This window comes from Pseudomonas sp. B7 (assembly GCF_016735645.1).
Taxonomy (GTDB): domain Bacteria; phylum Pseudomonadota; class Gammaproteobacteria; order Pseudomonadales; family Pseudomonadaceae; genus Aquipseudomonas; species Aquipseudomonas glycinae.
Map to the genome: position 1 here is coordinate 361,659 of NZ_JAERRE010000005.1, position 23,616 is coordinate 385,274.

The 23,616-nt window shown below is 58.0% G+C and carries 15 protein-coding genes; 8 read left to right on the forward strand and 7 right to left on the reverse strand.

Annotation, left to right across the window (positions count from 1 at the left end; all coding sequences use genetic code 11):
* Positions 1–201: 201 nt before the first annotated feature.
* The 3 genes from JKA62_RS14670 to JKA62_RS14680 form a co-directional block, all read right to left on the reverse strand.
* On the reverse strand, positions 202–1,872 hold the full coding sequence (locus JKA62_RS14670; RefSeq protein ID WP_011334065.1) for an ATP-binding protein: 1,671 nt from the start codon (positions 1,870–1,872) through the stop codon (positions 202–204).
* A complete protein-coding gene (locus JKA62_RS14675; RefSeq protein WP_041475266.1) occupies positions 1,869–3,371 on the reverse strand; it encodes an ATPase domain-containing protein in 1,503 nt (500 codons plus the stop codon). The genes JKA62_RS14670 and JKA62_RS14675 overlap by 4 nt, the downstream gene beginning before the upstream one ends.
* A gap of 128 nt (positions 3,372–3,499) precedes the next feature.
* Entirely contained in the window at positions 3,500–4,555 is a 1,056-nt protein-coding gene (locus JKA62_RS14680) for a tetratricopeptide repeat protein (protein ID WP_011334067.1), read from the reverse strand.
* A 192-nt stretch (positions 4,556–4,747) separates the two neighbouring features.
* Between JKA62_RS14680 and JKA62_RS14685 the strand changes: the two genes are divergently transcribed.
* The 3 genes from JKA62_RS14685 to JKA62_RS14695 are packed head-to-tail and all read left to right on the forward strand — an operon-like array spanning position 4,748 to position 8,058.
* A complete protein-coding gene (locus tag JKA62_RS14685) occupies positions 4,748–6,883 on the forward strand; it encodes an FUSC family protein (protein WP_201818382.1) in 2,136 nt (711 codons plus the stop codon).
* Positions 6,873–7,073 (forward strand): DUF1656 domain-containing protein, encoded by a 201-nt coding sequence (locus JKA62_RS14690; protein WP_041475267.1) that lies wholly within the window; start codon positions 6,873–6,875, stop codon positions 7,071–7,073. Before JKA62_RS14685 ends, JKA62_RS14690 begins: the two co-directional genes overlap by 11 nt.
* 4 nt (positions 7,074–7,077) lie before the next feature.
* Positions 7,078–8,058: an HlyD family efflux transporter periplasmic adaptor subunit gene (locus JKA62_RS14695; RefSeq protein ID WP_201818383.1), complete on the forward strand. Its 981-nt coding sequence runs from the start codon at positions 7,078–7,080 to the stop codon at positions 8,056–8,058.
* Positions 8,059–8,116: 58 nt separating this feature from the next.
* Here the strand turns inward: JKA62_RS14695 and JKA62_RS14700 are convergent, their stop codons facing one another.
* From JKA62_RS14700 to mexE, 3 genes are read right to left on the reverse strand one after another with little or no spacing between them, the layout of a single operon-like run.
* Complete coding sequence (locus JKA62_RS14700; protein ID WP_201818384.1) at positions 8,117–9,538, reverse strand: efflux transporter outer membrane subunit; 1,422 nt, start codon at positions 9,536–9,538, stop codon at positions 8,117–8,119.
* Complete coding sequence (locus JKA62_RS14705) at positions 9,535–12,726, reverse strand: efflux RND transporter permease subunit (protein ID WP_201818385.1); 3,192 nt, start codon at positions 12,724–12,726, stop codon at positions 9,535–9,537. Before JKA62_RS14705 ends, JKA62_RS14700 begins: the two co-directional genes overlap by 4 nt.
* Before the next feature lie 15 nt (positions 12,727–12,741).
* The gene (mexE, locus tag JKA62_RS14710) at positions 12,742–13,995 is read right to left on the reverse strand and encodes a multidrug efflux RND transporter periplasmic adaptor subunit MexE (RefSeq protein ID WP_011334072.1); all 1,254 of its coding nucleotides are present in this window, start codon (positions 13,993–13,995) and stop codon (positions 12,742–12,744) included.
* Between the two features lie 308 nt (positions 13,996–14,303).
* Between mexE and JKA62_RS14715 the strand changes: the two genes are divergently transcribed.
* The 5 genes from JKA62_RS14715 (at position 14,304) to JKA62_RS14735 (ending at position 22,036) form a co-directional block, all read left to right on the forward strand.
* Positions 14,304–16,340 carry an McrB family protein gene (locus tag JKA62_RS14715; RefSeq protein ID WP_011334073.1) on the forward strand — a complete coding sequence of 679 codons (2,037 nt, stop codon included), beginning with the start codon at positions 14,304–14,306 and terminating at the stop codon, positions 16,338–16,340.
* On the forward strand, positions 16,337–17,626 hold the full coding sequence (locus tag JKA62_RS14720) for an McrC family protein (RefSeq protein ID WP_201818386.1): 1,290 nt from the start codon (positions 16,337–16,339) through the stop codon (positions 17,624–17,626). Before JKA62_RS14715 ends, JKA62_RS14720 begins: the two co-directional genes overlap by 4 nt.
* Before the next feature lie 114 nt (positions 17,627–17,740).
* Complete coding sequence (locus JKA62_RS14725; RefSeq protein ID WP_011334075.1) at positions 17,741–18,616, forward strand: hypothetical protein; 876 nt, start codon at positions 17,741–17,743, stop codon at positions 18,614–18,616.
* Positions 18,617–18,672: 56 nt separating this feature from the next.
* Entirely contained in the window at positions 18,673–20,304 is a 1,632-nt protein-coding gene (locus tag JKA62_RS14730; RefSeq protein WP_011334076.1) for a GTPase, read from the forward strand.
* Entirely contained in the window at positions 20,291–22,036 is a 1,746-nt protein-coding gene (locus JKA62_RS14735; RefSeq protein WP_011334077.1) for a LeoA/HP0731 family dynamin-like GTPase, read from the forward strand. The genes JKA62_RS14730 and JKA62_RS14735 overlap by 14 nt, the downstream gene beginning before the upstream one ends.
* Before the next feature lie 48 nt (positions 22,037–22,084).
* On the opposite strand, the gene JKA62_RS14740 is transcribed toward JKA62_RS14735, so the two are convergent.
* Positions 22,085–23,551 (reverse strand): DUF726 domain-containing protein, encoded by a 1,467-nt coding sequence (locus JKA62_RS14740; protein WP_201818387.1) that lies wholly within the window; start codon positions 23,549–23,551, stop codon positions 22,085–22,087.
* Positions 23,552–23,616: the final 65 nt, after the last annotated feature.

Genomic DNA, 23,616 nt, shown 5'->3' on the forward strand with positions numbered 1-23,616 from the left:
CACAAGTTGGTCTTCAGGCCCAATGCCCAAACTCACCAGCCAAGCAGCGAGAGACCTTCTTGAAGTGGATTTCAACATCATGAATAGATGTCGAATAGCTGTCAGAGTTGACAGGTTTCGAGCATGCAAAAGCGGCCTATGCTTCGCAGTTGGCCGCTTATGGGAAGTTACCGTCTGTCAGGGAGGACAAGGAGCAAAGCGTCACCCGCGAATCATCTCCCGCACCTTCGCCGTCAGCAGGTCGAACGTGAACGGCTTGGTGATCATCTGCATGCCCGGGTCGAGGAACCCGCCGCGCACTGCCGCGTGTTCGGCATAACCTGTGATGAACAGGACCTTCAGGTCTGGCCGGTATTGCCGGCCGATTTCCGCCAGTTGCCGACCGTTCATGCCCGGCAGACCGACGTCGCTGATCAGCAGGTCGATGCGCTGCTCCGAATCCAGAATCGGCACGGCACCGTCGGCATCGCTGGCTTCGACAAATCCGTAACCCAATTCACTCAATACCGCACTGACCAGCACGCGCACGGCCGGGTCGTCTTCGACGATCAAGACGGTTTCGCCTTCCACGGCGTCGGGCGCCTGTTCCATGTCCGTCGGTGCGTGAGGCAGCGATTCGCCCTGGAAACGCGGCAGATAGAGTTTGACCGTGGTGCCCTCATCGATCTTGCTGTCGATCGACACATGCCCCCCGGATTGCTTGCTGAAACCATAGATCATCGACAGGCCCAGGCCTGTACCCTGGCCGATCGGCTTGGTGGTGAAAAACGGGTCGAACGCGCGATTGATCACACTTTCGGGCATGCCGCAGCCGTTGTCCGTCACGCTCAAAACGACATAATCGCCGGGTTCCAGGTTGCTGTAAGCGTCGGTGAAATCCCGCTCAAGCACCTGATTTCCGGTCTCGACCACCAGGTTGCCGCCATCGGGCATCGCGTCACGCGCGTTGATCACCAGGTTGAGCAGGGCGCTTTCCAGTTGATTCGGATCCGCCTCGGCCACCCACAATTCTTTATGCAGGCGCATGTCCAGCTGAACGCTTTCGTTGAGGCTGCGCTGCAGGAGTTCACCCATCGATTGCACCAGATCGTTCATCTGTACGGCTTTGGAATCCAGCGATTGGCGACGGGAAAACGCCAGCAGACGATGGGTCAGACCGGCGGCGCGGTTGGCCGAAGTCACTCCGAGATCGATCAGGCTGTCGAGATCGTCAAGCCGGCCACGAGCCAGTCGCCGACGCAGCAGTTCGAGACTGCCGATGATGCCGGTCAGCATGTTGTTGAAGTCGTGGGCGATACCGCCGGTGAGTTGACCGACCGCTTCCATCTTTTGTGACTGACGAAGAGCTTCTTCGTTGTGCCGCAGTTGCGCCGTGCGTTCCTCGACTTGTTGCTCGAGGGTTTCGAGGGTTGATTGCAGGCGCCGCTCGCTATTGCTCAGGTCGATCAGGCGATCGCGGGCCTCGTATTGTCGTCGTCGCCCTCGCAGGGCCGTGGAGATCAGGCTGACCAAGGTCACCGGATGGAAAGGGCGCTCAAGAAACGTCACGTTGCCCAGTAATTTGCTGAGCTGAGACGAGGGGCCCTGTCCTGAGCCGCCATGGTGTGTCAGTAGCACAATCGGCAGGTCTGACCAGGCGGGCTGTTGATCGAGATATGACAGCAGGGATTCCAGCTCCGGGCCACGCAGGGCCTCGGCGGCGATTAGCAGTAACCCGGCGCCGGGTTCAAGTTCGGCACAGAGCGTAGCCAGATCGGGCGTGATCAGACCACCGTAGCCGGCCTCGTTGAGGATCATCAGCGCAACCTGGCTGTCGCGCCCCAGGGGCGCAAGGATCAGTGCTCGTTCCGACAGCGGCACGGTGACGGTCACAAGTTGTCATCCTTGAGCAGCGGATTACTCGCGCCGAGGTAAGTAGGCACGCCGCGCAGTACGCCCTGGAAGGCGTCCAGCGGTTCACCGATGGTCATGCCACGCTTGGAAATACGGTACTCGCGAATGGTTGATTCGTGGCTGCCGGTGCGTTTCTTGATAATCGAAATTGCCCTGCGAACCTTGCCGAGGGCTTCGAAATAACGCAGCAGAATCACAGTGTCGGCGAGGTAAGTGATGTCGACCGGGGCCTGCATGTCGCCCACCAGTCCATGCTGGGCGACGGTCATGAACGTCGCGGCGCCCTTGCGGTTCAGGTACAGCAACAGTTCATGCATGTGCAGCACCAGGGCGTTCTCTTCCGGCATCGCGGCCTGATAGCCGTTGATGCTGTCGATCACCACGGTCTTGATGTCACCTTCATCGACGCAGCGTCGAACCCGGTGAGAGAACTCGCCGGGGGACAATTCGGCGGCGTCCACCTGTTCGATCAGCAGATTGCCGGTGGCCTGCAACGCCTTGAGGTCAATGCCGATGTTGTTCATGCGCTCAAACAGCAAGCCCAGCTCTTCGTCGAAAATGAACAGGGCGGCCTTTTCTCCACGGGCCACGGCCGCCGCCGCGAAAATCATCGTGATCAAGGATTTGCCCGTGCCCGCCGGTCCGAGAATCAGCGTGCTGGAGCCGGTTTCGATACCGCCACCGAGCAAGGCGTCCATTTCCTTGATTCCGCTGGACAGTTGCAGCCGTGGGTAATCACCCCGATGTTCCGCCGCCACCAGACGCGGGAAGACGTGCACGCCATCGCCCATGATGGTGAAGTCATGAAAGCCGCCACGGTATTTCTGGCCACGGTACTTGATCACCCGCACGCGACGGCGTTCGGCGCCGTAGTTGGGGGTCAGTTCTTCGAGGCGGATCACGCCGTGAGCGACACTGTGAACGGTTTTGTCGAGGGATTCGGTGGTCAGGTCGTCCAGCAACAATACCGTGGCGTCGTAGCGCACGAAGTAATGCTTGATCGCCAGAATCTGTCGACGATAGCGCAGGGAGCTTTGCGCCAGCAGGCGGATTTCCGAGAGGCTGTCGAGCACAACCCGGGTGGGCTTGAAGCGCTCGACCACTTCGAAAATCTGCTTGGTTGCCTCGCCCAGCTCAAGATCCGAGGAGTACAGCAGGCTCTGATGATGCTCGGCGTTCAACAGACTTTCCGGGGGCGTCAGCTCGAAAATTTCGATGTTTTCGTTCAGTTCCCAACCGTGGGAAGCCGCGCCCTGGCGCAATTCGCGCTCGGTTTCGGACAACGTGATGTACAACGAACGTTCGCCGGCACGGGCGCCGGCCAGCAGAAAATGCAACGCGACTGTGGTTTTACCGGTTCCAGGCTCGCCCTCCAGCAAGAAAACGTGACTGCGGGACAGACCACCGGCGAGGATATCGTCCAACCCTTCGATGCCGGTGGCGGCTTTTGCACTGATCAACGCGTTCGATGTAGACAAAAAATGCCCTCTCATGACTAGGGGAAACGAGGCAGCGGGCGCCGGACGCCGTTTTGCACTGCCTGATTACTTGACCTTTTGCCGAGACGGCGGTTCCGAGTTTCTTGCAGGTTGCGTCGAGAAGGTCGCTAGAGACCTTGCTGCAACGAGGGATCGTCAGGGTTCATCTGTTCGAGCTGGGCCAGCAGAATCTGTACGTTCTGCAACTGGCCGCTTTCTTTCCAGTAATTGATCAGCAGCACCCGCGCCTTGCGGTCGGCAGGGTGGCGCTGGACGATTTCCTGCAACTGCTTTTGCGCCGCTTCCAGTTCTTCGGCGCTGTGCAGGGTGGTGGCGAGGTCGTAGCGATAGTCTTTGTTGTCGGGCTCCAGTTCCACGGCTTTGGACAAGCCGAGCAGGGCATATTCGCGTTGATCATGGTGCAGCAGCCAGAGGCCCAGGGCATGCTGCAGATAGGCCGAATCGGGCTGGGCCTTCAGCTGTCGGGCCAGCAGTTGCCGGGCGGCATCGCTCTGTCCCTGACGGTCGAGCACTTCGATCTGCATTACCAGCGCCGGAAGGTTGCCGGGATCCAGGCGCAAGGTCTGCTCCAGTGCTTGCTGTGCCTGTTTCAGTTCGGCGTTGTGCAGATACAGGCGCGCCAGCTGCGCATAGTTGGCGGCGCTTTCCGGCTGGCTCTTGAGCGCTTGCTCCCACACGTCGATGCCTTGCTGGAGCGGGGCGAAATACAGGCCCAGCTGATCCGGCGACAAGCCGAGCAGGGCGTTGATCGCAGCAAAGCGTACGGTTTGATCCTCATCGTCGAGCAACGGGCCCAGCAGCAGACTGCGCTGGCCGCCCGGCACCAGGCCGGTCACGCTTTTTATTGCCGCCAGCCGGACCTCCGGCGATTGGTTTTGCAGATCGGCATCCGCCAGTTTCAGGGCCTGGGGGCTCGGGTAATTGGGTAACTCCGCATGCAGCCAGACGCGACGTTTGACCGACAGGTCCGGACGTCCCAGTTGCTGGTACAAAACCCGCGCGGCACCCGGCTGGCCGGCGCGAGCAGCGGCCAGCGCTTCACTGTAACCATGCTTGATCGCTTCCGGCACCACGGGCGCGGTACTGCGCAATGACAGCCAGGCCACAAAGAGGGCCAGCACAAGGCCGAGGCTGATGAGCAAATAGCGGCGAGACTGAGGCATGCGAATTTCCGAAACTTTCGTTTTGTAGCGGAGGTCGCAAGCTTCTGTCAGCTCGCGCCGTGAGTCAAACCCTCTCCCCGATATGACCTACTACAGGCGTTGAATCGACCTACAGCTTGTGTCGACCCTGTTTGCCGTCATGCCCTCCATGCAGTGTCTACGCTTGCAGAAGTTGTTTCGAAGAGGCTACCCATGCAATCCCTGCTTATTTATTTCAAGGCGGTGATCCACCCCAGCCAGGCAGTGCTGCTGTTTGGTTTGCGCACGATTGCCGCCGGATTGCTGACGTTGTACCTGGCGTTCCTGTTCGATCTGGACCAGCCGAAGTGGTCGATCATGGCCGTGGTGATCATCAGCCAGCCCTTGGCCGGGATGGCGCTGGCTCGCAGCTTCGGACAAATCATCGGAACGACCCTCGGCGCGATGGTGGCGGTGCTGCTGATGGCGATCTTTCCCCAGGCACCGTTGCCATTCATCACGACCCTGGCGCTGTGGCTGGCCCTGTGCACGGCCGGCGGCACGTTATTGCGCTACACCAGTTCCCAGGCGTTCGTGCTCAGCGGGTACACCGCCGTAGTGGTGGCGCTGCTGGCGATTCCGGATCAGGACGGCACCTTTTTGCTGGCGGTGACCCGGGTCACCGAAACCTTGCTGGCGGTGGCATGCGTTTGCGTGGTCAGCCTGCTGACGGCTCGGCCGGAGGCGGTATCGCGCAACTATTTCGCGAAGGTCGATCAGGTGATCAGACTGGTCGCCAGCCATTCAGCCGCGGTGCTTCGAACCGAAGAAAGCGAAGCGGACTTTCAGCGTCGGCAAATGCAGCTGCTGGGGGAAATCAGCGCTCTTGAAGGGCTGCGCCGGCATTTGTATTTCGATGCTCCGCGTCTGCGCAGCGCCAACAATCTGGTTTTGTTACTCGGCAATCAACTGATGCTGCTGACTTCGCGCCTCACCGCGTTGCGTCACCAGCGGGAATTGCTTACCGAGCGCTGGGAGGGCGATCTGCCGCTGGACATCCAGCAATTGCGCGCCGAGGAGCTGGCACTTCTTGATCAGCTCGCACAGCAAGGGCGCTCATTGCCGGCCGAGGTGCGGCACCAGTTCGTCGCGCTGCAACAGCAATTCGAAGCGCTGGCCTACAAGGCCGAACAACTGATGGAAGACATGAGTGCAACCCTGCGCTCGCTGGCCTGGGCGCTGCGCTGGGAACAGGCGCGGCTGTTGCAGCAGCTGGAGCAGATTCTCGAACTGAGCGACGCGATACAGGAAGGGCGGGAGGCCAGCTGCATGTTCCGTGGCCAGTCCAGCCCCTTGCACCTGGATTTCACCCTCGCAACGATGAACGCCATTCGCGCCTTCAGCGCGTTGCTGGTAGCCGGGCTGATCTGGATCGAAACCGCGTGGGACGGCGCGCGGGGCGGAATGATCCTGGTGGGGATCCTGTGTTCGTTGATGGCGACGTTTCCACGCCCATTGGTTGCCGCGCAGAGTTACGCCCGAGGGCTGGGACTGGCCTTGGTGGTGTCGGCCTTCTATCAGTTCATGCTGGTCCCGGCGATCAGCGATTTCGAGATGCTGGCCTTGCTGCTTGCGCCTTTGCTGTATGTGATCGCAGTCGGACTGTCCAGCCCGGCCACCGCCGGTATCGGCATGGGCCTGGGCCTGTCGAGTTTCCTGATGCTCGGGCCGCAGAACGTCGGCACCGGGCAGAACACCGCCATCCAATGGTTCGAATTTGCCGGCGCCTACGTCAGTGCGGCGATACTGGCTCTGATCGTCTACGCCTGGATCTTCCCGTTCCGCCCGGCCTTTCGAATCAGGCGCTTTTATAACGAGGCGCGGGAGCAGGTCTATCAACTGACAAAAAGCCCGGCTACCGACGAACAGCAATTCGCCTTCGAAAGTCGCATGGTCGATCGCCTGACCTCGATGCTGGGGGTGTTGCCAGCCGCCAATGATCGGGACATGCAGCGTTTGTATGAAATCAGTCTCGCCTGTGTAGCGCTGGGCGTGGCCATGCACCAGCTCAGGCAACAGGCACAGAACAATACTCTGCTCACTGACGCATTCGTTCGGCAGCTGTCGACGGCATTGCGTCAGACCGGTCGTTTTGTCGCCGGCCGACCAGATGTGCGCCTGACACCGTTACTGACTACGCTGCAAGCGCTCGGCGATGATCTGGATGCCTTGCATGTCGCCACCCATGAGCACTTGTGGTCGGTCTTTCGCATGCGTGTGGCCCTGTTGATCGTGGTGTCGTTTCTGGAACGACATGGCGAGCATTTGCAGCCCGACAATTCTGTAGGAGAGCCCGTCCTTGCCCATTGATTTCGAGATTGGCGGCGTCTACCTGCCTCCCATTGCCCAGGCCCTGTTAATGGCCATACCGGTTTTTCTGGTGCTCGACTGGGGTTTGCGCCGGCTTGGCGTCCTGCGTTTTGTCTGGCACGAGGCGCTGTTCGAAGGCGCCTTGTACGCCTGTGTATGCGCCGCACTGATTTTGCTGATGGGAGCCTGAAATCTTGAAGACGTTGCTTACTCGATTGACGACATTGGCGGTGGTGCTGCTGGCAATCGTGCTTGGCTGGTTCGCCTGGGAACATTACACCCGGGCCCCGTGGACGCGGGATGCGCGGGTGAGGGCGGATGTGGTGACGCTGTCGGCGGATGTTTCGGGTCGCATCGTCACGCTCGCCGTGCAGGACAACCAGCATGTCGACAAGGGGCAATTGCTGCTGGAGATCGACCCGGCTCGCTACAGCCTGGCCGTCGAGCATGCGAAACGCTCGGTGGAGGTCTCGAAGGCCACGCTTGGGCAGTCACAAGCAGCCATTGTCGCCAGCGAGGCATTGCTCAAACAACGCCAGAGCGAAGAACGTCGGCGACGAACGCTCAAGCAAGGGTTCGCGATTTCCGGGGAGGAATGGGAGAAGTCCAGTACCGACGTGGCCGTGGCCCAGGCGGATCTGTTGCGCAATCAGGCGAATCTCGGTCTGGCCGAAGCCAACGTGCAACTGGCGATTGCTGCATTGACCGAGGCTGAACTGGATCTGCAACGTACCCGAGTCGAAGCGCCGGTCAGCGGATATGTCACCAATTTGTTGACCCGTCAGGGGGATTACGCGGTGGCCGGCAGTGCCTTGCTGGCGCTGGTGGACAGCAGCTCCTTTTATGTCAGCGGCTATTTCGAAGAAACCAAGTTGCCAAGAATCGAGGAGGGTGACCGGGTGCGGATCGAATTGATGAGCGGGGAAAAATTCGGCGGCACCGTGCAGAGCATCGCCTTCGCCATTGCTGACCGGGAAAACGCGCCGGGCAGTCGATTGCTGGCCAACATCAACCCCAGCTACACCTGGGTAAAACTGGCGCAACGAGTACCGGTGCGGATCGGTATCGATCCCGATTATTCAGGCAAGGACCGACTGAGAGCCGGCACCACAGCGACAGTTACGGTGCTGGAAAACCCTGAAAGACAGGCGCAAAAAAGCCCCGCGACCGAATGATACGCGGGGCAAAAAATTTGGTTGGTTGCGGCCAACCAAAGGAGCTCTTTAAAAACTGTTACTTGCTGGCGACCGTCTCTGGCTGCCAGCCACCACCAAGAGCCTTGTAGATCGCGACGATGCCGCGGTACAGATCCACTTCGGCCTGGGCCTGGCTGTCTTCGGCGTTCAGGCGTTCACGCTGGGCGTCGAGCAGCACCAGGAAATCGGTGGTGCCTTCGCGGTAGCGAATCTCGGCGAGGTCGGCAGCCTTGCGGCTCGATTCGCTTTGACGGATCAGCGAAATCAGACGTTGCTGACGTTTGCCGTAATCACTGAAGGCGTTTTCCGACTCTTCCAGTGCCAGCAACACTTGCTGCTCGTAGGTCGCCAGTGCGCCTTCGGCATCGGCATCGGCGCCGCGCAGACGGGCCCGCACGCTACCGAGGTCGAACGCTGCCCAGGTAATGCTCGGGCCCAGCGCCCAGGCGTTGGCCGCCGAAGAACCGATCTGCGAGCCACGTCCGGCCGTCCAGCCGAGGAAACCGCTGAGGCTGACCCGAGGAAACAGGTCGGCCTTGGCCACACCGATACGCGCCGTGGCCGAAGCCAGTTTGCGTTCGGCGCTGAGGATGTCCGGACGACGTTGCAGCAGTTCGCCCGGATCACCGATCGGCAAGGCCTTGGCAATCGCCGGCAGGTCTTTCGGGCTCAAGTCGACGGTCAGTTTGTCCGGACGTTCACCCAGCAGGGTGGCGATGCGGTTTTTCTGCCGGGCCTGTTCCGCCTGCAATTGCGGCACGCTGGCTTCGACCGACGCCAGACGAGCATCGGCACGTTCGACATCGAGCTGATCGCCAACGCCGGCGTCACGCAGGCTGATGGTGATCTTGCGCGACTCCTGCTGGTTGTTCAGGTTGGCCAGGGCGATCTTTTCCCGCAATTGAGCGCCGCGCAGTTGACCGTAAGCGTCTACCAGTTCGGCAATCATGGTGACTTGCAGTTGGTACAGATCGGCTTCAGCCGCTTGCTGGTCGGCGTCGCTGGCTTCCAGATTGCGCTGGATGCGTCCGAACAGGTCCAGCTCCCACGCCATGTCCAGGCCCAGGTCATAGCGTTCACTGTTGACCCGTTTGGTGGTCTGGCCCGGAATCTGACCTTTGGCCAGATCGCTGCTGGCGCGGCTGGTGATGGTCGGCATCGCATCGTTGCTGACGTCGTCGCGGATCGCCCGGGCGGCTTTCCAGCGGGCGAACGCCACGCGCAGTTCACGGTTGCCTTGCAGCGATTGGGTCACCAACTGGTTGAGAGTCGGATCGTCGAACTGCTGCCACCAGATGCCTTCGAATTTCGAACGGTCGAAGTTCTTCTGGTCGGCGGCGCCGTCGGTGGCGGACGTTATGTTCGCCGCCTCCGTTGTCGGGGTCTTGTAGTCAGGGCCGACGGCGCAGGCACTCAGGGCCAGCACCAGCAGGCTCGGCAGAAAGACTTTCAGACTCATGGGTGCGCCTCCAGTGGCTTTTGAAGATTTTGCGCCTTGGCCGCTTTGCGCGCTTCACTGCGCTCCACGAAGTTGCGGATCAGCACATAGAAGACAGGGGTCAGCAGCAGACCGAAGAAGGTCACACCGAGCATCCCGGAGAACACCGCCACACCCATGGCATGACGCATCTCGGCACCGGCACCGCTGGAGAACACCAGTGGCACAACACCCATGATGAACGCGAACGAGGTCATCAGGATCGGCCGCAGACGCAGACGGCAGGCTTCCAGTACAGCAGCCAGCGGATCCAGGCCTTCCTGCTGTTTGTCCTTGGCAAACTCGACGATCAGAATCGCGTTCTTACACGCCAGGCCCACCAGTACGATCAGACCGATCTGGGTGAAGATGTTGTTGTCGCCGCCAGAGATGATCACACCGGTGATGGCCGACAGCAGGGTCATCGGTACGATCAGGATCACTGCCAGTGGCAGGCTCCAGCTTTCGTATTGCGCCGCGAGTACCAGGAACGCCAGCAATACGCAGAGCGGGAATACGAACAGCGCAGTGTTGCCGGACAGAATCTGCTGGTAGGTCAGGTCGGTCCACTCGTAGGTCATGCCGTTCGGAAGTTCATCCTTGAGCAGTTTCTCGATGGCTTTTTCGGCCTGGCCGGAGCTGTAGCCCGGGGCTGCCGCACCGTTGATTTCAGCGGTGATGAAGCCGTTGTAGTGCATCACGCGATCCGGGCCCGAGGTGTCGCTGACCTTGATGAAGGTCGCCAGCGGGATCATTTCGCCCTTGTTGTTGCGTACTTTCAGCTGGCCGATCTGGTCGGATTCAAGACGGAACTGCTGCTCTGCCTGAACGTTGACCTGATAGGTACGACCGAAGCGGTTGAAGTCGTTGGCATACAGCGAACCCAGGTAGATCTGCAGGGTGTCGAAGATGTCGCTGACGGCCACGCCGTGGGTCTTGGCTTTTTCGCGGTCGATGGCGGCATCGACCTGCGGCACGTTCACGGTGTAGCTGGTGAACAGGTTGGCCAGTTCCGGAACGTTATGGCTCTTGGCAATAATGTTCATGGTTTCCTTGTACAGCTCTTCGTAGCCCAGGTTACCCCGGTCTTCGATTTGCAGGCGGAAACCACCGATGGTGCCCAGACCCTGTACCGGCGGCGGCGGGAAGATCGCCATGTAGGCTTCCTGAATCCCGGCGTACTGGCCGTTCAAGGCACCGGCAATCGCACCGGCGGACATGCTCGGGTCTTTACGCTCGTCGAACGGTTTCAGGGTCACGAACACGATGCCGGCGTTCGGGCTGTTGGTGAAACCGTTGATCGACAGGCCCGGGAACGCTACGGCACTTTCCACGCCTGGCTGCTTCAGTGCCAGGTCGGACATGCGCTTGATCACGTCTTCAGTGCGGTCCAGGCTCGCGGCGTCCGGCAGTTGCGCGAAGGCCACCAGGTATTGCTTGTCCTGGCCGGGTACGAAACCGGTCGGTGTGCTGGAGAAACCGAAGAAGGTCAGCACCATCAGGCCTGCGTACAGGAAGAGGGCGATGCCGCTGCCACGGATGACCCGGCGTACGGTGCCGACGTAGCCATGACTGGCACGGTCGAAGAAACGGTTGAACGGACGGAACAGCCAGCCACCGAAGATCTTGTCCAGCACTCGCGAGAAGCGGTCTTTCGGGGCGTCATGACCTTTGAGCAACACAGCGGCCAGTGCTGGCGACAGGGTCAGCGAGTTGAACGCCGAGATCACGGTCGAGATCGCGATGGTCAGTGCGAACTGCTTGTAGAACTGACCGGTCAGGCCCGAGATGAATGCCGCCGGTACGAACACCGCACACAGCACCAGCGCCGTGGCAATGATCGGGCCGGTTACTTCACCCATGGCCTTTTTAGTCGCATCGAAGGGGTTGAGCCCCAGTTCAATGTTCCGCTCGACGTTCTCCACCACCACGATGGCGTCGTCCACCACGATACCGATCGCCAGTACCAGACCGAACAGCGACAGGGCGTTGAGCGAGAAGCCGAACAGGTGCATCACTGCAAACGTACCGATCAACGATACCGGCACCGCCACCAACGGAATGATCGAGGCGCGCCAGGTCTGCAGAAACAGGATTACCACCAGAACCACGAGAATCAGTGCTTCGAAGAGAGTGTGAACCACCGCCTCGATGGAGCCGCGTACGAAGATTGTCGGGTCATAGACGATGCTGTAGTCCATGCCTTGCGGGAAGCCTTTCTTCAACTCTTCCATCTTCGCCCGAACGTCGTTCGAAATATCGATGGCGTTGGAGCCTGGGCGCTGGAAGATCGGGATCGCTACGGCCGGCTGGTTGTTCAGCAACGAACGCAGGGCGTACTGGCTGGAACCGAGTTCAACGCGAGCGATGTCCTTCAGGCGAGTGATTTCACCATCCTCGCCTGCACGAATGACGATGTTCTCGAACTCTTCCTCGGTGACCAGGCGGCCTTGAGTGTTGATCGACAGCTGGAAGCTTTGCGCAGTCGGGGCAGGAGGAGCACCCAGTTGACCGGCGGCAACCTGACGGTTCTGCTCACGAATGGCGGTGACAACATCAGTCGCGGTCAGATTGCGCGAAGCGGTCTTGTTCGGATCGAGCCATACACGCAGCGAGTAGTCGCCCATACCGAACAGCTGCACGTCACCCACACCACCGAGGCGAGCAAGCTCATCCTTGATGTTGAGGATCGCGTAGTTGGACAGGTACAGCATGTCGTAGCGTTTGTCCGGCGAGGTCAAGTGCACAACCATGGTCAGGTCGGGCGACGCCTTGTCGACGGTGATACCGATGCGCGTCACTTCCTCGGGAAGTTTCGGCTCGGTCCGGGTCACGCGGTTCTGTACCTGCACCTGCGCGTTGTCCAGGTCAGTGCCCAGGGCGAAGGTGATGGTCAGGGTGATCTTGCCGTCAGCGGTGGATTGCGAGGACATGTACAGCATGTTCTCGACGCCGGTGATGGCCTGCTCCAATGGAGCGGCCACGGTTTCACCGATGACTTTTGGGTTGGCGCCCGGGAAGTTGGCACGCACCACCACGGTCGGTGGCACGACTTCCGGGTATTCGCTGATCGGCAACTGGAACAGCGAAATCGCACCGGCGATCAGGATCAACAGCGAAAGCACCGCTGCGAAGATCGGCCGTGAAATGAAGAATTGGGAAAAATTCATCGGAGTTGTCGTCCCTTAACCGCGTGGGGTCGCAGCAGCCAGTTTCACAACCGAACCCGGCGCGCCTTTGGCAGGTGCGACTTTAGGCAGGTTGCTGGCTTCCAGCGCTTGTCGTTGTTGAGCGAGAGCGGCAATGGTTTGCTCGCTGGCCATCGGGATCACTTCAGGCGAAACCGGGGAGCCAGGGCGAACCCGTTGCAGACCCTTGACGACGATCGTGTCGTCCTTGTTCAGGCCGCTGCGCACGATACGCAGCCCTTCGATCTTCGGACCGAGTTCAACGGCGCGGTAGGCGGTCTTGTTGTCGCCATCCATCACCAGCACGAACTTCTTGCCGAGGTCGGTACCGACCGCTTCGTCGTTGATCAGCATGGCGTTGTAGGTGCCGCTGCCGACCAGTTTCAGGCGTGCGTACAGACCCGGGGTGTAGCTGCCGTCGCTGTTGTCGAACACCGCGCGACCACGGATGGTGCCGGTCTTCGGGTTGACCTGGTTGTCGATAAAGTTCATCTGGCCCAGGTGCGGGTTGCCGTCTTCATTGGACAGGCCCATGTACACCGGGGTGGTCGCGCCGCGCTGACCCTGACGGGCGAGTTGGGTGTATTTGAGGAATACACGCTCGTCGGCGTCGAAGTAGGCGTAGACCTTGTCGGTGGACACCACGCTGGTCAGCGGGGTGGTATCGGCAGTCACCAGGTTACCGGCGGTGATCTCGGCACGGCTGACGCGGCCGCTGATTGGCGCGGTGACGCGGGTGAAGCTCAGGTTGAGTTTGGCCAGATCCAGTTGCGCTTGCAGGGCGCCGACAGCGGCGCGTGCTTCCTGTGCAGCGCTGGTGCGCGAGTCGGCCAGTTCAGCGGAGATGGCGTTGCTGGCACGCAGGCGTTCGCCTCGGCCGGCTTCGTTTTCACTGCGGGTGGCGTTGGCGCGGGCCTGGGCAACCAGAGCTTCGAGGCGGCGGACCTCAGCCTGGAACGGACGCGGGTCGATCTGGAACAGCAGGTCGCCTTTCTTGACCAGCGCACCTTCGGTGAAGGCGACTTCGTCGATCTGGCCGGAGACCCGCGGACGGATTTCAACGGTTTCCGGCGCCTCGAGGCGCCCGGTGAATTCGTCCCACTCGTTGACCGGTTGTTCCAGCACCTTGGCCACACTGACTTTGGCAGCGGGCATGGTGGCGGCAGTTTCCGGAGTCTTGCCGCACGCGCTCATCACCAGCACGGCCAACAGAGCCAACGGGAAGCGCAAATGTTTGAGTGATTGTTCCATGGATGCATCCGCCAATGTATTGAAGATGGGCGGATGATGCTCGGCGGGTAGGTAGCAAACGAATCGAATGACACGAAGGTAACTATCATTCGGAATGATATAAACCCGAGGGAAGCCCTCTAGCATGCACCTTTCGTTAGGGGGCTATCAATTGGTTTCAGGGCAATTCTGTGTTGCCCGGCGTGCAAGAGTCGGGGTGAAGTTGTGGGGTGAGGATTATCTGACGATTAATAAATGGTGGCGAGACCGCAAAGATCTATCCACACGCCGGCAGTGATGGCACCATGCGATCACTTTCAAGGGACGGAATGACATCAGTGGCGCCAACCTATTTCACCCAAGACCAATTCCAATGCTTGCGTACCTGGCATGACAGGCCTTTTGACAAAACCGATGCTTCTCACCGGCAAGCCTATCGTCAATTGCGCGAAGCCTATGACATCACCAAGGATTGGGCGTATGCATTGCAACATCGCGTCTTCCCCGATAGCACAGCCCCCCGCGTTATTCGCAGACCCATAAGCCAGTGGTACAGAAAATTTTTGGGCTACAACTGGGCCCGTATCTACCCTCGCAGGGATGCTCCCCTGGGGCTGGCTTATACCGTAGGGATTGATGCCACCAAGGGCTTCGTCGTCAAACTCGATCTGGTCGACACAAAAATTGCAGATGATGGCTTGCGCGAACGTTATGAGAAGTTGCGTGGCCCTTTTGGAGCTTCACCCATTGTCGCGATCTTGCCGGCTGAAGAAGGCCTGAAGCGAGGCTTTCACGGCATTGTCGAATGGAGCGCCGCGGCTATTACACACTTTGGAATCGGATACGACGAAATGGCTGACCAACTTGGCTTGACCACTGCACCCACCGACGCCGAAATATTGAGGCACTTCGAGGTCAGCAAGGATTTCAAACTGCGGCAACCACAATGGAGCCGCGAGACGACACAGTTATTTGTGCGCTTGGCCGTCGCGATACATAGAGTGGGTTTTGATTGGTGGTCTACAAAGTCTACTAACGCCCAGTTGGTATTCGGGTGGAAGCAGAAGAGCGCGATAAGGGGATCATCGGTCGGAGTGCTGTTCGTGCAAGCGAATCGTGTGTCGGTCAGGTGGGTCTCATTCGGTGACGTGAGTACGATATCGAAAAACCTGGAACTGAGTGAGGAGCTGGTGGCATCGGTCGAAGCGGTAAACGCCCAGAAGACTGGTGTCTGGCCCCAGCAAATTCAACAATCCAATCGTCCTGGCTTCTGGCCGGATGATTACAGCAGCGAAGAAGAAGCCGGCGGGGAGGAGGGCGAGCAGCCAGTTGGCCTCGTATTGACCGTGGGAGCTACCGCCCCACGCAATGAAATCTATTTTGGTCCTCCGGGCACTGGCAAGACCCGCACGCTGCAACATTTGCTCAGTGGCAAATACACATCTGCCGATGGGATAAAACGCTATGAGTTTGTGACCTTTCACCAGTCCTACGGCTACGAAGAATTCGTTGAAGGCCTGCGCCCGGTGCTGGTCGATTCAGAGGGGCCGACGGTTGATGGAAACGCTGAATCAGCCGCTTCAAAGGATGTACGATACGAGATCAAAAAAGGTGCCTTTCTTCGACTGTGCGAAAAGGCCCAGGCCGATCCACACCAGCAATACGCGATGGTGATTGACGAGATCAATCGCGGCAACATCAGCAAGATCTTCGGTGAGTTGATCACGCTGATCGAAGCCGACAAGCGCAAGGGTGGCGAGTATGAGGTGACACTAACATTGCCTTACTCGGGCAAATCGTTCAGCGTCCCCTCAAACGTTGACGTAATCGGCACAATGAACACCGCTGATCGTTCGCTGGCGCTAGTTGATACGGCATTGCGCCGGCGCTTTGAGTTCGTCGAATTGATGCCCGATCCTCGTGTGCTGACCGAAATCAAGGTTGTCAGTGGAGAGCATGAAATACAGCTTGATCGTTTGCTGACGGCACTTAACGCACGCATCGAGGCGTTGTATGACCGTGAACATACGATCGGACACGCGTACTTCACACCGTTGAAAAACCTTGTCCCTGAGGCACGTTTCGAGGCGCTCGTCACCATTTTCCGGACACGTATCCTTCCACTGCTGGAAGAATACTTTTTCGAGGATTGGCAGAAAGTCCGCCTGGTACTGGGCGATAACCAGAAAACCGACGAAGCGCTTCAGTTTGTCCACGAGCGAAACGCCGACAGGGGTTCCAAAACGCTGTTCGGCACCCGTGATGATCTGGATGAATACTCGTTGCGGCCTCAATACCGCTTGAATAAGGAGGTGTTTGGTAGCCCGCCAGCCTATGTCGGTGTCTATGCGACGTTTGCTGAATGACGGCGATACAGATTTTCGAGTTCGATACGCTGGTCGCCTCGGATGAAGACTCCAATGGCACGACTGTTCCCCTTAAGGTCTTCGCTTGGCTGGAAGAGCAGTGCCTGACCCCTGACGAACGCGCTCCGGTCTGGTTGAAACTAACCAGTCGGCAGGGCCGGCGCGCCATTCGGTTCAGCAATTACGTTGGCGTGCTGCGTGCTCCCTGCGGTTATCAAATCGAGATCCTGCCCAAGATCGGTCGCGATATGTGTGCGGACAGATCACGCAGATTGCTGATCGATATGCTCAAGTGCCTGCGCGGCTTTCGCCATATCAAAACGTCGAACGCTGATCTGAAAATGAAACACATGCCGCTGCTCGAGGTGTTCCTACGCCAATTTCTTGAGGCCGTGCGACATGTCGTGAATCGGGGATTGCGCAGCGACTACAGCGCTCGGCAGGCTAACCTTTCCAGCCTGCGCGGCAAGCTGTTAATGGCCCCTCACCTGGCGCAGAATCTGCTGCGCCGTGACCGGTTCTTTACCGAATTCGACGAGTTCATCCAGGATCGAGCAGAAAACAGGCTTATTCATAGCGCCCTGCGCAAAACGCTGAATATGTGCAAAACGCCCGATAATCAGCGGTTGGCGCGAGAGTTGAGTTTTGTTTTTGCCGAAGTGCCCCTGTGTAGCGACATCAGCCAAGACCTCAAGCGCATACGGCTTGACCGAGGCATGGCTTATTACGAGCCTGCGCTTGATTGGGCGCGATTCATCCTGCAGGGCGACAGTCCGGTAGCAGGCGCAGGCAAACACGACGCGCCTTCATTGCTGTTTCCCATGGAGGCATTGTTCGAAGCCTACGTGGCGAAACATCTTAAAGCTCAAGTTCAGCAAGGTTTCACTCTGCGGACCCAGACCAGCAAGCACCATCTCGTGAGCCATCGGCAACAGGACTGGTTTCGCCTCAAGCCGGATCTGCTGATCGAGCAGGGCGCTGAGCCCCATATGGTGCTTGATACCAAGTGGAAGCTTCTGGACAGCATTAAAGGCAACAGTCGTGAGAAATACCTGCTCAGCCAGGCCGACTTTTACCAGTTGCATGCGTATGCACATGTCTACCTGAAAGACGCCGGCAATGTTGTGTTGATCTACCCATGGACAGATTCATTTGCGGAACCGTTGCCGGTATTTCACTTCAGCAGCTCGAATGACTTAAAACTCTGGGTTCTACCTTTTTGTATCGAGAACCGCAGGTTGTTGCTGCCAGAGCAGTCTGTCCTTGATAAATACCTTTCTCGCTGAGAGCAAAACGCCGGAACCAAGACGTCTATGCGACAGAAGTGAACTTGACAGTCGTGATGGCAAAATGCAATTTGTGGGCTGAATTGGATCCAGCCGAAAACAACAGGGAACGATATGAGTAAGGCTCAAGATTTCTCCAGGCTATATGCCCGCGTAGCCAGCGACATTGCCACCGCGCTGGATGATGTCTCCAGGCTTGATGTGAGTAATGACAAGGGCAATCTCCACCTCGCCAGCGTCAAGGAAAAGCTCGGCGAAATGAAGTCGCGTTTTGATGGCGAGATTTCCTATCTGGAAAAGCACGCCGAGTGGGATAACTTCACCATTGCCTTTTTTGGCGAAACCAACGCTGGCAAGAGCACCATCATCGAGAGTCTGCGCATCCTCTTCGAAGAGAAGAAACGCCAAGCCCTGATTCAGCGCAACCAGGCGACCGCGGCTGATATTCAAGCGGTGTTCTCGCACAAAAGCGATGAGCTCATCGAAGAGCTCAGTACTCGTTATGTGAGCTTCTGTGAAGATATAGCTGCACTGGGCGACGACATCGGTGCGCTGGTCAATCAGACCCAGCGCGATCTGCAGACGACCCGCCAGCAGCTCGAACATACTCGGCAGGATTACGCGTACTGCAAAGAGCGCCTGAGCCTTGCCGTCAGCGATCTCGACAGCACTCGTCAGGCATTGCAAGCCACCGAAACACGTCTGGCTGACAGCCAGAAAAACCACACGCAAACCCAGAGCGAGCTGCAGCAGACAGGCTTACAGCTTCAGGGCGTGCGTGGCGACCTTCAGCGCCTTGAGCAACAGTTGGTGGAGAAGGGCAGTCAGTTGCAGGCCACCCAGGCGCAATTGAGCGAGTGCCAACGTCAGAGTGAGTCTGCCCGTATTTCGCTGGAGCAGCGGGCCAGGATGAAGCTGGTATTCGGATTAGTGGGAGGGATTGTGTTGGGAGCCATTGCAGGTGCCCTGGGTTATGCGCAATTGCTGTGAGCCATTGCATTGATGCCCTTGCAATGACCTTCTCTTCGTAGAATCCGGACCTACTCATGCACGAACAACACTCTTTGAGCGAGCTGGTTAGCGACAGGCTCCCGACATTGCTCACACAACAGAAAGAACTCGAAAGCCTGCAGCGTTGTGCCGGCCAGGTCGACGGCGAGATCGTTGGCACCGGCCAAGCAGACTTCACCCAGGACAACGTGATCTACCAGTTCTGCCATCAGGGCAAGAACTTTCACCTTATCGACGTCCCCGGTATCGAGGGTAACGAGTCGAAATACGAAGCAATGGTTCAGGCGGCCATCGCCAAAGCCCATCTGGTGTTCTACGTAAACGGCACCAATAAAAAACCAGAGGCCGAGACCGCCCGGAAGATCAAGCACTACCTCAATCGCGATGCCAAGGTGTATGCGATTTGCAATCTGCGCGGCAAGGCGGACTCCTACGAGTTCGACAGTGACCGTGAATCGCTTGAGCTGACTCATAAAGATGCCGTCGCGACCCGCGAACAGACTCGTGAGGTGCTTGAAGACATCCTGGGTACCGAACTCGTTAGCGGCTGCCAAAGCCTGCAAGGATTGCTCGGTTTTACGGGGGTCGCATTCGATGAGCGTGGCCTGACCAGCATTCACCCCGCTCGAACCGACCTGCTCAAGTCGCAACGTGCCTACAAACAGGACTTTGTCAGCCAACAAGCGATGCGTAGCTTCAGCCAGTTGGATCAGTTACACCAGGTCATCGGCGATGGCTGCGCCAGTTTTGAGGTCGACATCGTCGAAAGTAACAAGCGCAAAGTGCTGCGCCTGCTGCAAGACACCATCGCGGACCTGCAGAAGCAACGAGACGAGCATCAGGCAGTCTGCGCCCGGATCGGTGTGGAAGTTCTCGAGTGCCAAGAGGTCATTCGCAAAAGTTTCCAGGACCTAGCGAGCAGCTTCGGCTCCAAGCGCAATAGCGCACTGGATCGGTTTTTCAATGATCTGACTTCGGAGGCGCGCGAAGCTGTCGAAGTGCACTTCAGTGACAAGGATGATGTCGAGCGTGTCATTCAGCGCCACGTCAGCGACGGACAGTCACAACTGTCCAATAGGCTGGAGGAGATCCAGGAGCAGTTGCTTGAAGACCTGTCCCGGACCATCGAGCGTGCACTCAAGCGCCTGCAGGAAAATGCCGAGCGAGTGAGTTTCCAGCAGCGTTTGAGCGAAGCAGCGAATAACTCCATTTCGCTGTCCAGTGCCATGGACGCCATCAGTTTCAATTTCTCTGACGTAGGCAGTTTCCTGCTGAGCGTCGGCGGCTATGCCTTGAGCGGGTTCAGTATCGGTACGTTTTTTCCGGTGATCGGCAACATCGTCGGAGCGATTGTCGGCGGCGTGATCGGCGTGTTCGCCGCGGCGTTTGGTTACTTCCTCGGCGGTCGCGGCAAGAAAATTGCCGAAGCCCAGGAGCAAGTCGCCAAGGCCATCAAGGCCGAGCGTGAAAAGGTAACGAAGACCTTCAAGCGTGATACCGAAGACATGCTGGCGAAGATCAAGGACAAAATCGAAAGCTCAGTCTTGAGCCAATTAACGGACGAACGCCGCAAGATGGCCGACGTCACTCGCTTGTTCGATGAAAAGATCGCCTCGATTCAGGCACTGAAAAACGAGGTGGGAGATAGACCCTATGGAACAATTTAAACAGTTCAATGCCAGCAAGACCGAGGTGATCAAGTCGCTCGACAACCTCCAGAAACTGGTGGGCGCGCTGGAGGCACTTGGGCTGGACGTCTCTCAGGACATCGAAAAGATCAGGAAGGCGATCGGCGACGTTCAGTCCGATGCCTTGCGTATCGCTTTGCTGGGTGCATTTTCCGACGGCAAGACCAGCGTAGTTGCCGGCTGGCTGGGCCAGGTCATGAAAGACATGAAGATCGACACCAATGAGTCTTCGGACGCATTGGCGATCTATCGTCCCGACAATCTTCAGGACCGTTGTGAGATTGTTGACACTCCCGGTCTGTTCGGTGACAAGGAAAAGGCAGCTGAAAACGGCGCGCTGGTGCAATACGGCGATATCACCAAGAACTATATTTCCGAGGCGCATCTGATCTTCTATGTGGTCGATGCCACGAACCCGCTCAAGGAAAGTCACCAGGACATCGTCCGCTGGGTACTGCGCGATCTTAACAAGTTGAGTTCGACCATTTTCGTCATCAATAAAATGGATGAAGTTGCCGATCTGCGCGATGCCGAAGAGTTCGAGCAGCAGAGCACAATCAAAAAGAACAACCTGCTGGATAAATTGCAGCGTTTTGTCGACCTCTCTGCGGCCGAGCGTGATGCGATCAATGTGGTCTGCGTAGCCTCCAACCCGAATAGCCGCGGACTGGAGTTCTGGCTGGAGCAAAAGGACCTGTATGACCAGCGCTCGCGAATCAGCGAACTCAAAGTGGTGACGCAACAAGTACTCGATGGCAGCGGTCGTGAAACCCTGATCAAGAAGACCGGCATCGATGTCGTGCGTGATGTGCTGGGCAAGAAAATCGCCCTGGCTCAGGACGAGTTGATCAAGTTCAGGCTGTTGGCCGATAACCAGCGACGTGATTCCGCACGCATCCAGGAGGACATTGCCGAGGGCAAACGGAAAGTCCTAGCGACGGTCGGCAACCTCTACGAAGAGTTGAACAACCTCGAAACCGATTTGCTTAACAGCATTCGCACATTGCCGCGCGACCAGGTACGCGCCTTTCTCGAATCGCAGATTGGTTTTTCGAACAATGATATCGGCGAGAAGCTGCGCTTTCGCATAGATCACCTGTTCAGCACCGCATTCAACCAGTCCTCAAGCATCATGAGCGGCATCAGTGCCAAGATCGAACATCAACTAGACAGCTCTTCGGACTTCGCCGACAGCATCACCGCGTCGGCGTTGTCAGCGTCGAGCCGTGCGCTGACGGCCGTATCGAAAATTCCTGTTGAAAGCATCAAGAGTGGCGTATTCCTGGCCCGTGAGACCCTGAAAAACCTCACCGGCTATGTCTACAAATTCAAACCTTGGGAAGCAACCAAGCTGGCTGCCAACATCAGCCGGTGGGCCGGCCCGATTGGTGCAGGCATTCAGGTGTTGACTGACGTCATTAGTGTTGCCCAGCAGCAGCGTGCGGAAACCGAACTGAAACAGTTGCAGGGCGATTTGGCCGAAGTGGTCAAAAGCTACTTTGCCGAGCCAATGAAACTGCTGATGGATCACGAAAAAGTCATGGATATTTTCGCGCCACAAATCAAGGCGTTCGAGAAGATCCTGGTCGAGCAGGAAGCTAGCCTCGATGACCTGCGCAACCGCCAGACTCAACTGGCAGAGCTTGAGACCCACTTAAGCCAAGCGTTTGACTCGCAAAATGTCATCGAAGGCGAGTACGGCGTGGTTTGATCCGGTGAGCCTGGCCAGCAGCCGCTGGCCAGGTTTTATATCAGCACGTCAGAGCAACCCTTCATTGTTCAGCTTCAAGCGCGCGTAGAAGACAGCCGCAACCGCTGGAATCAATGCCGAGTAGCCCGGTTTGACCGCACTTTTCAGATTGATCACCGCTGCCTTCATACGTTCGGTCGGCATCAGAGTGCTGAACGATGTCAGGAACGACCCGCTAGCGAGCACCAACTCTTTACTGTCACCCGTCTGTGCGGAGCCGGTCTTGCGATAAACCGGTGCGGGCGTTTCCGGGGTCGAGATGTACGAGGTAACGGTCAGACTCGCTGCCAGGGCATCGACCTGTTCGAAATACTCCTTCTCTGACAGGCCATGTATTTGCTGAACAATGTCCTGCATCGATGCGAGCACATGCTCTTCGCCGAATGACGACTGGAAGCATTTGCTGATCAGCAGCGCCTCCATTTCGATCACTTGCGCACAGTCGTGCAACTCGCTTACCAACCCGTAATGTTCGGCCAGCATGAGCAGGATCTGAACGTACTTGAGACCTTTTCCCCGCGCCAGGTTGACCAGGCAGTGACCGCCCAGCAGTTGGAATTCCTTGGTCAGCAGATAGAGCGGATGCTCTGTTTCCAGTTTTGTCCAGCTACTGCTACGCAGGTGCTTGACGACCTGGCTGCGAATTCCGTCGCTGGTCAATTCAAGCAGGTCATAGAGAAGGTGGTCGGCCACGACCGGATCGGGGTTCTTGATGACCAACTCGGGTTGTATTGCAGAGGGCAGGCCACCCCTGTAACCATGGAAGCCTGATGCCCGCAGCACCCGATCCAGACGTGGCCAATAGTCTGTATGGCCAAACCCATGCATTGGCACGTTCTGGCAATGGTCGATCTCCTGACGACCGGCACTGTTTTCCCCGAGATTGAACAACAGGACCTTGTCGTCGCTCGACCAGGCATTGTAGAGCTTGCCATTGATGCGTTCGCCAATGGTTTTCGCTTCATCTCCCGACAGCGTGCTCGCCGCAGCCATCAGAAGAACATCGCCGATCACCAGGCTGTCATCCGCAGGTTTGCCTTGCAAGTCGAGCAGGGCATGGATGACGACACGACCGCCGAGTGAATGTCCGACCAGATTGACTTTTGAAACGTAGGGATGATGTTTTAGCAGATAGGTTTCAAGCTGCGATAGCAGCGTTTTACCCATGGCTGTGGCGCGCTTGCGACTGGTATTGAAGTGGAACGCGCGATCAGCCACCGCGAGCCCTGCACCGGCCAGAAAACTGAGTCGGCCCGCCGCAAGGATACTTTTGCTTGACCAATCATCGAACTTAGCCCAATGACCTGACGGCCAGAAGGCGAAGATGTTGATGCAGTTGTGTAAAGAGGACGGTATGCATTTGCGTAGCGCGCATCGGTCTTCCATGTCGTGACCGGCCGAATAGCCGTGAATGAAAACGTTCGCGACCTCTCCGGAACGGTGAGGAAGGGTCAGGAATTTGAACTTGTGGCTCACGCAACGTCCTTGGCTAAAGCTATCGGTGCGCGAATGATGGCATTTGGCTAGCTGCTTGTAAAATC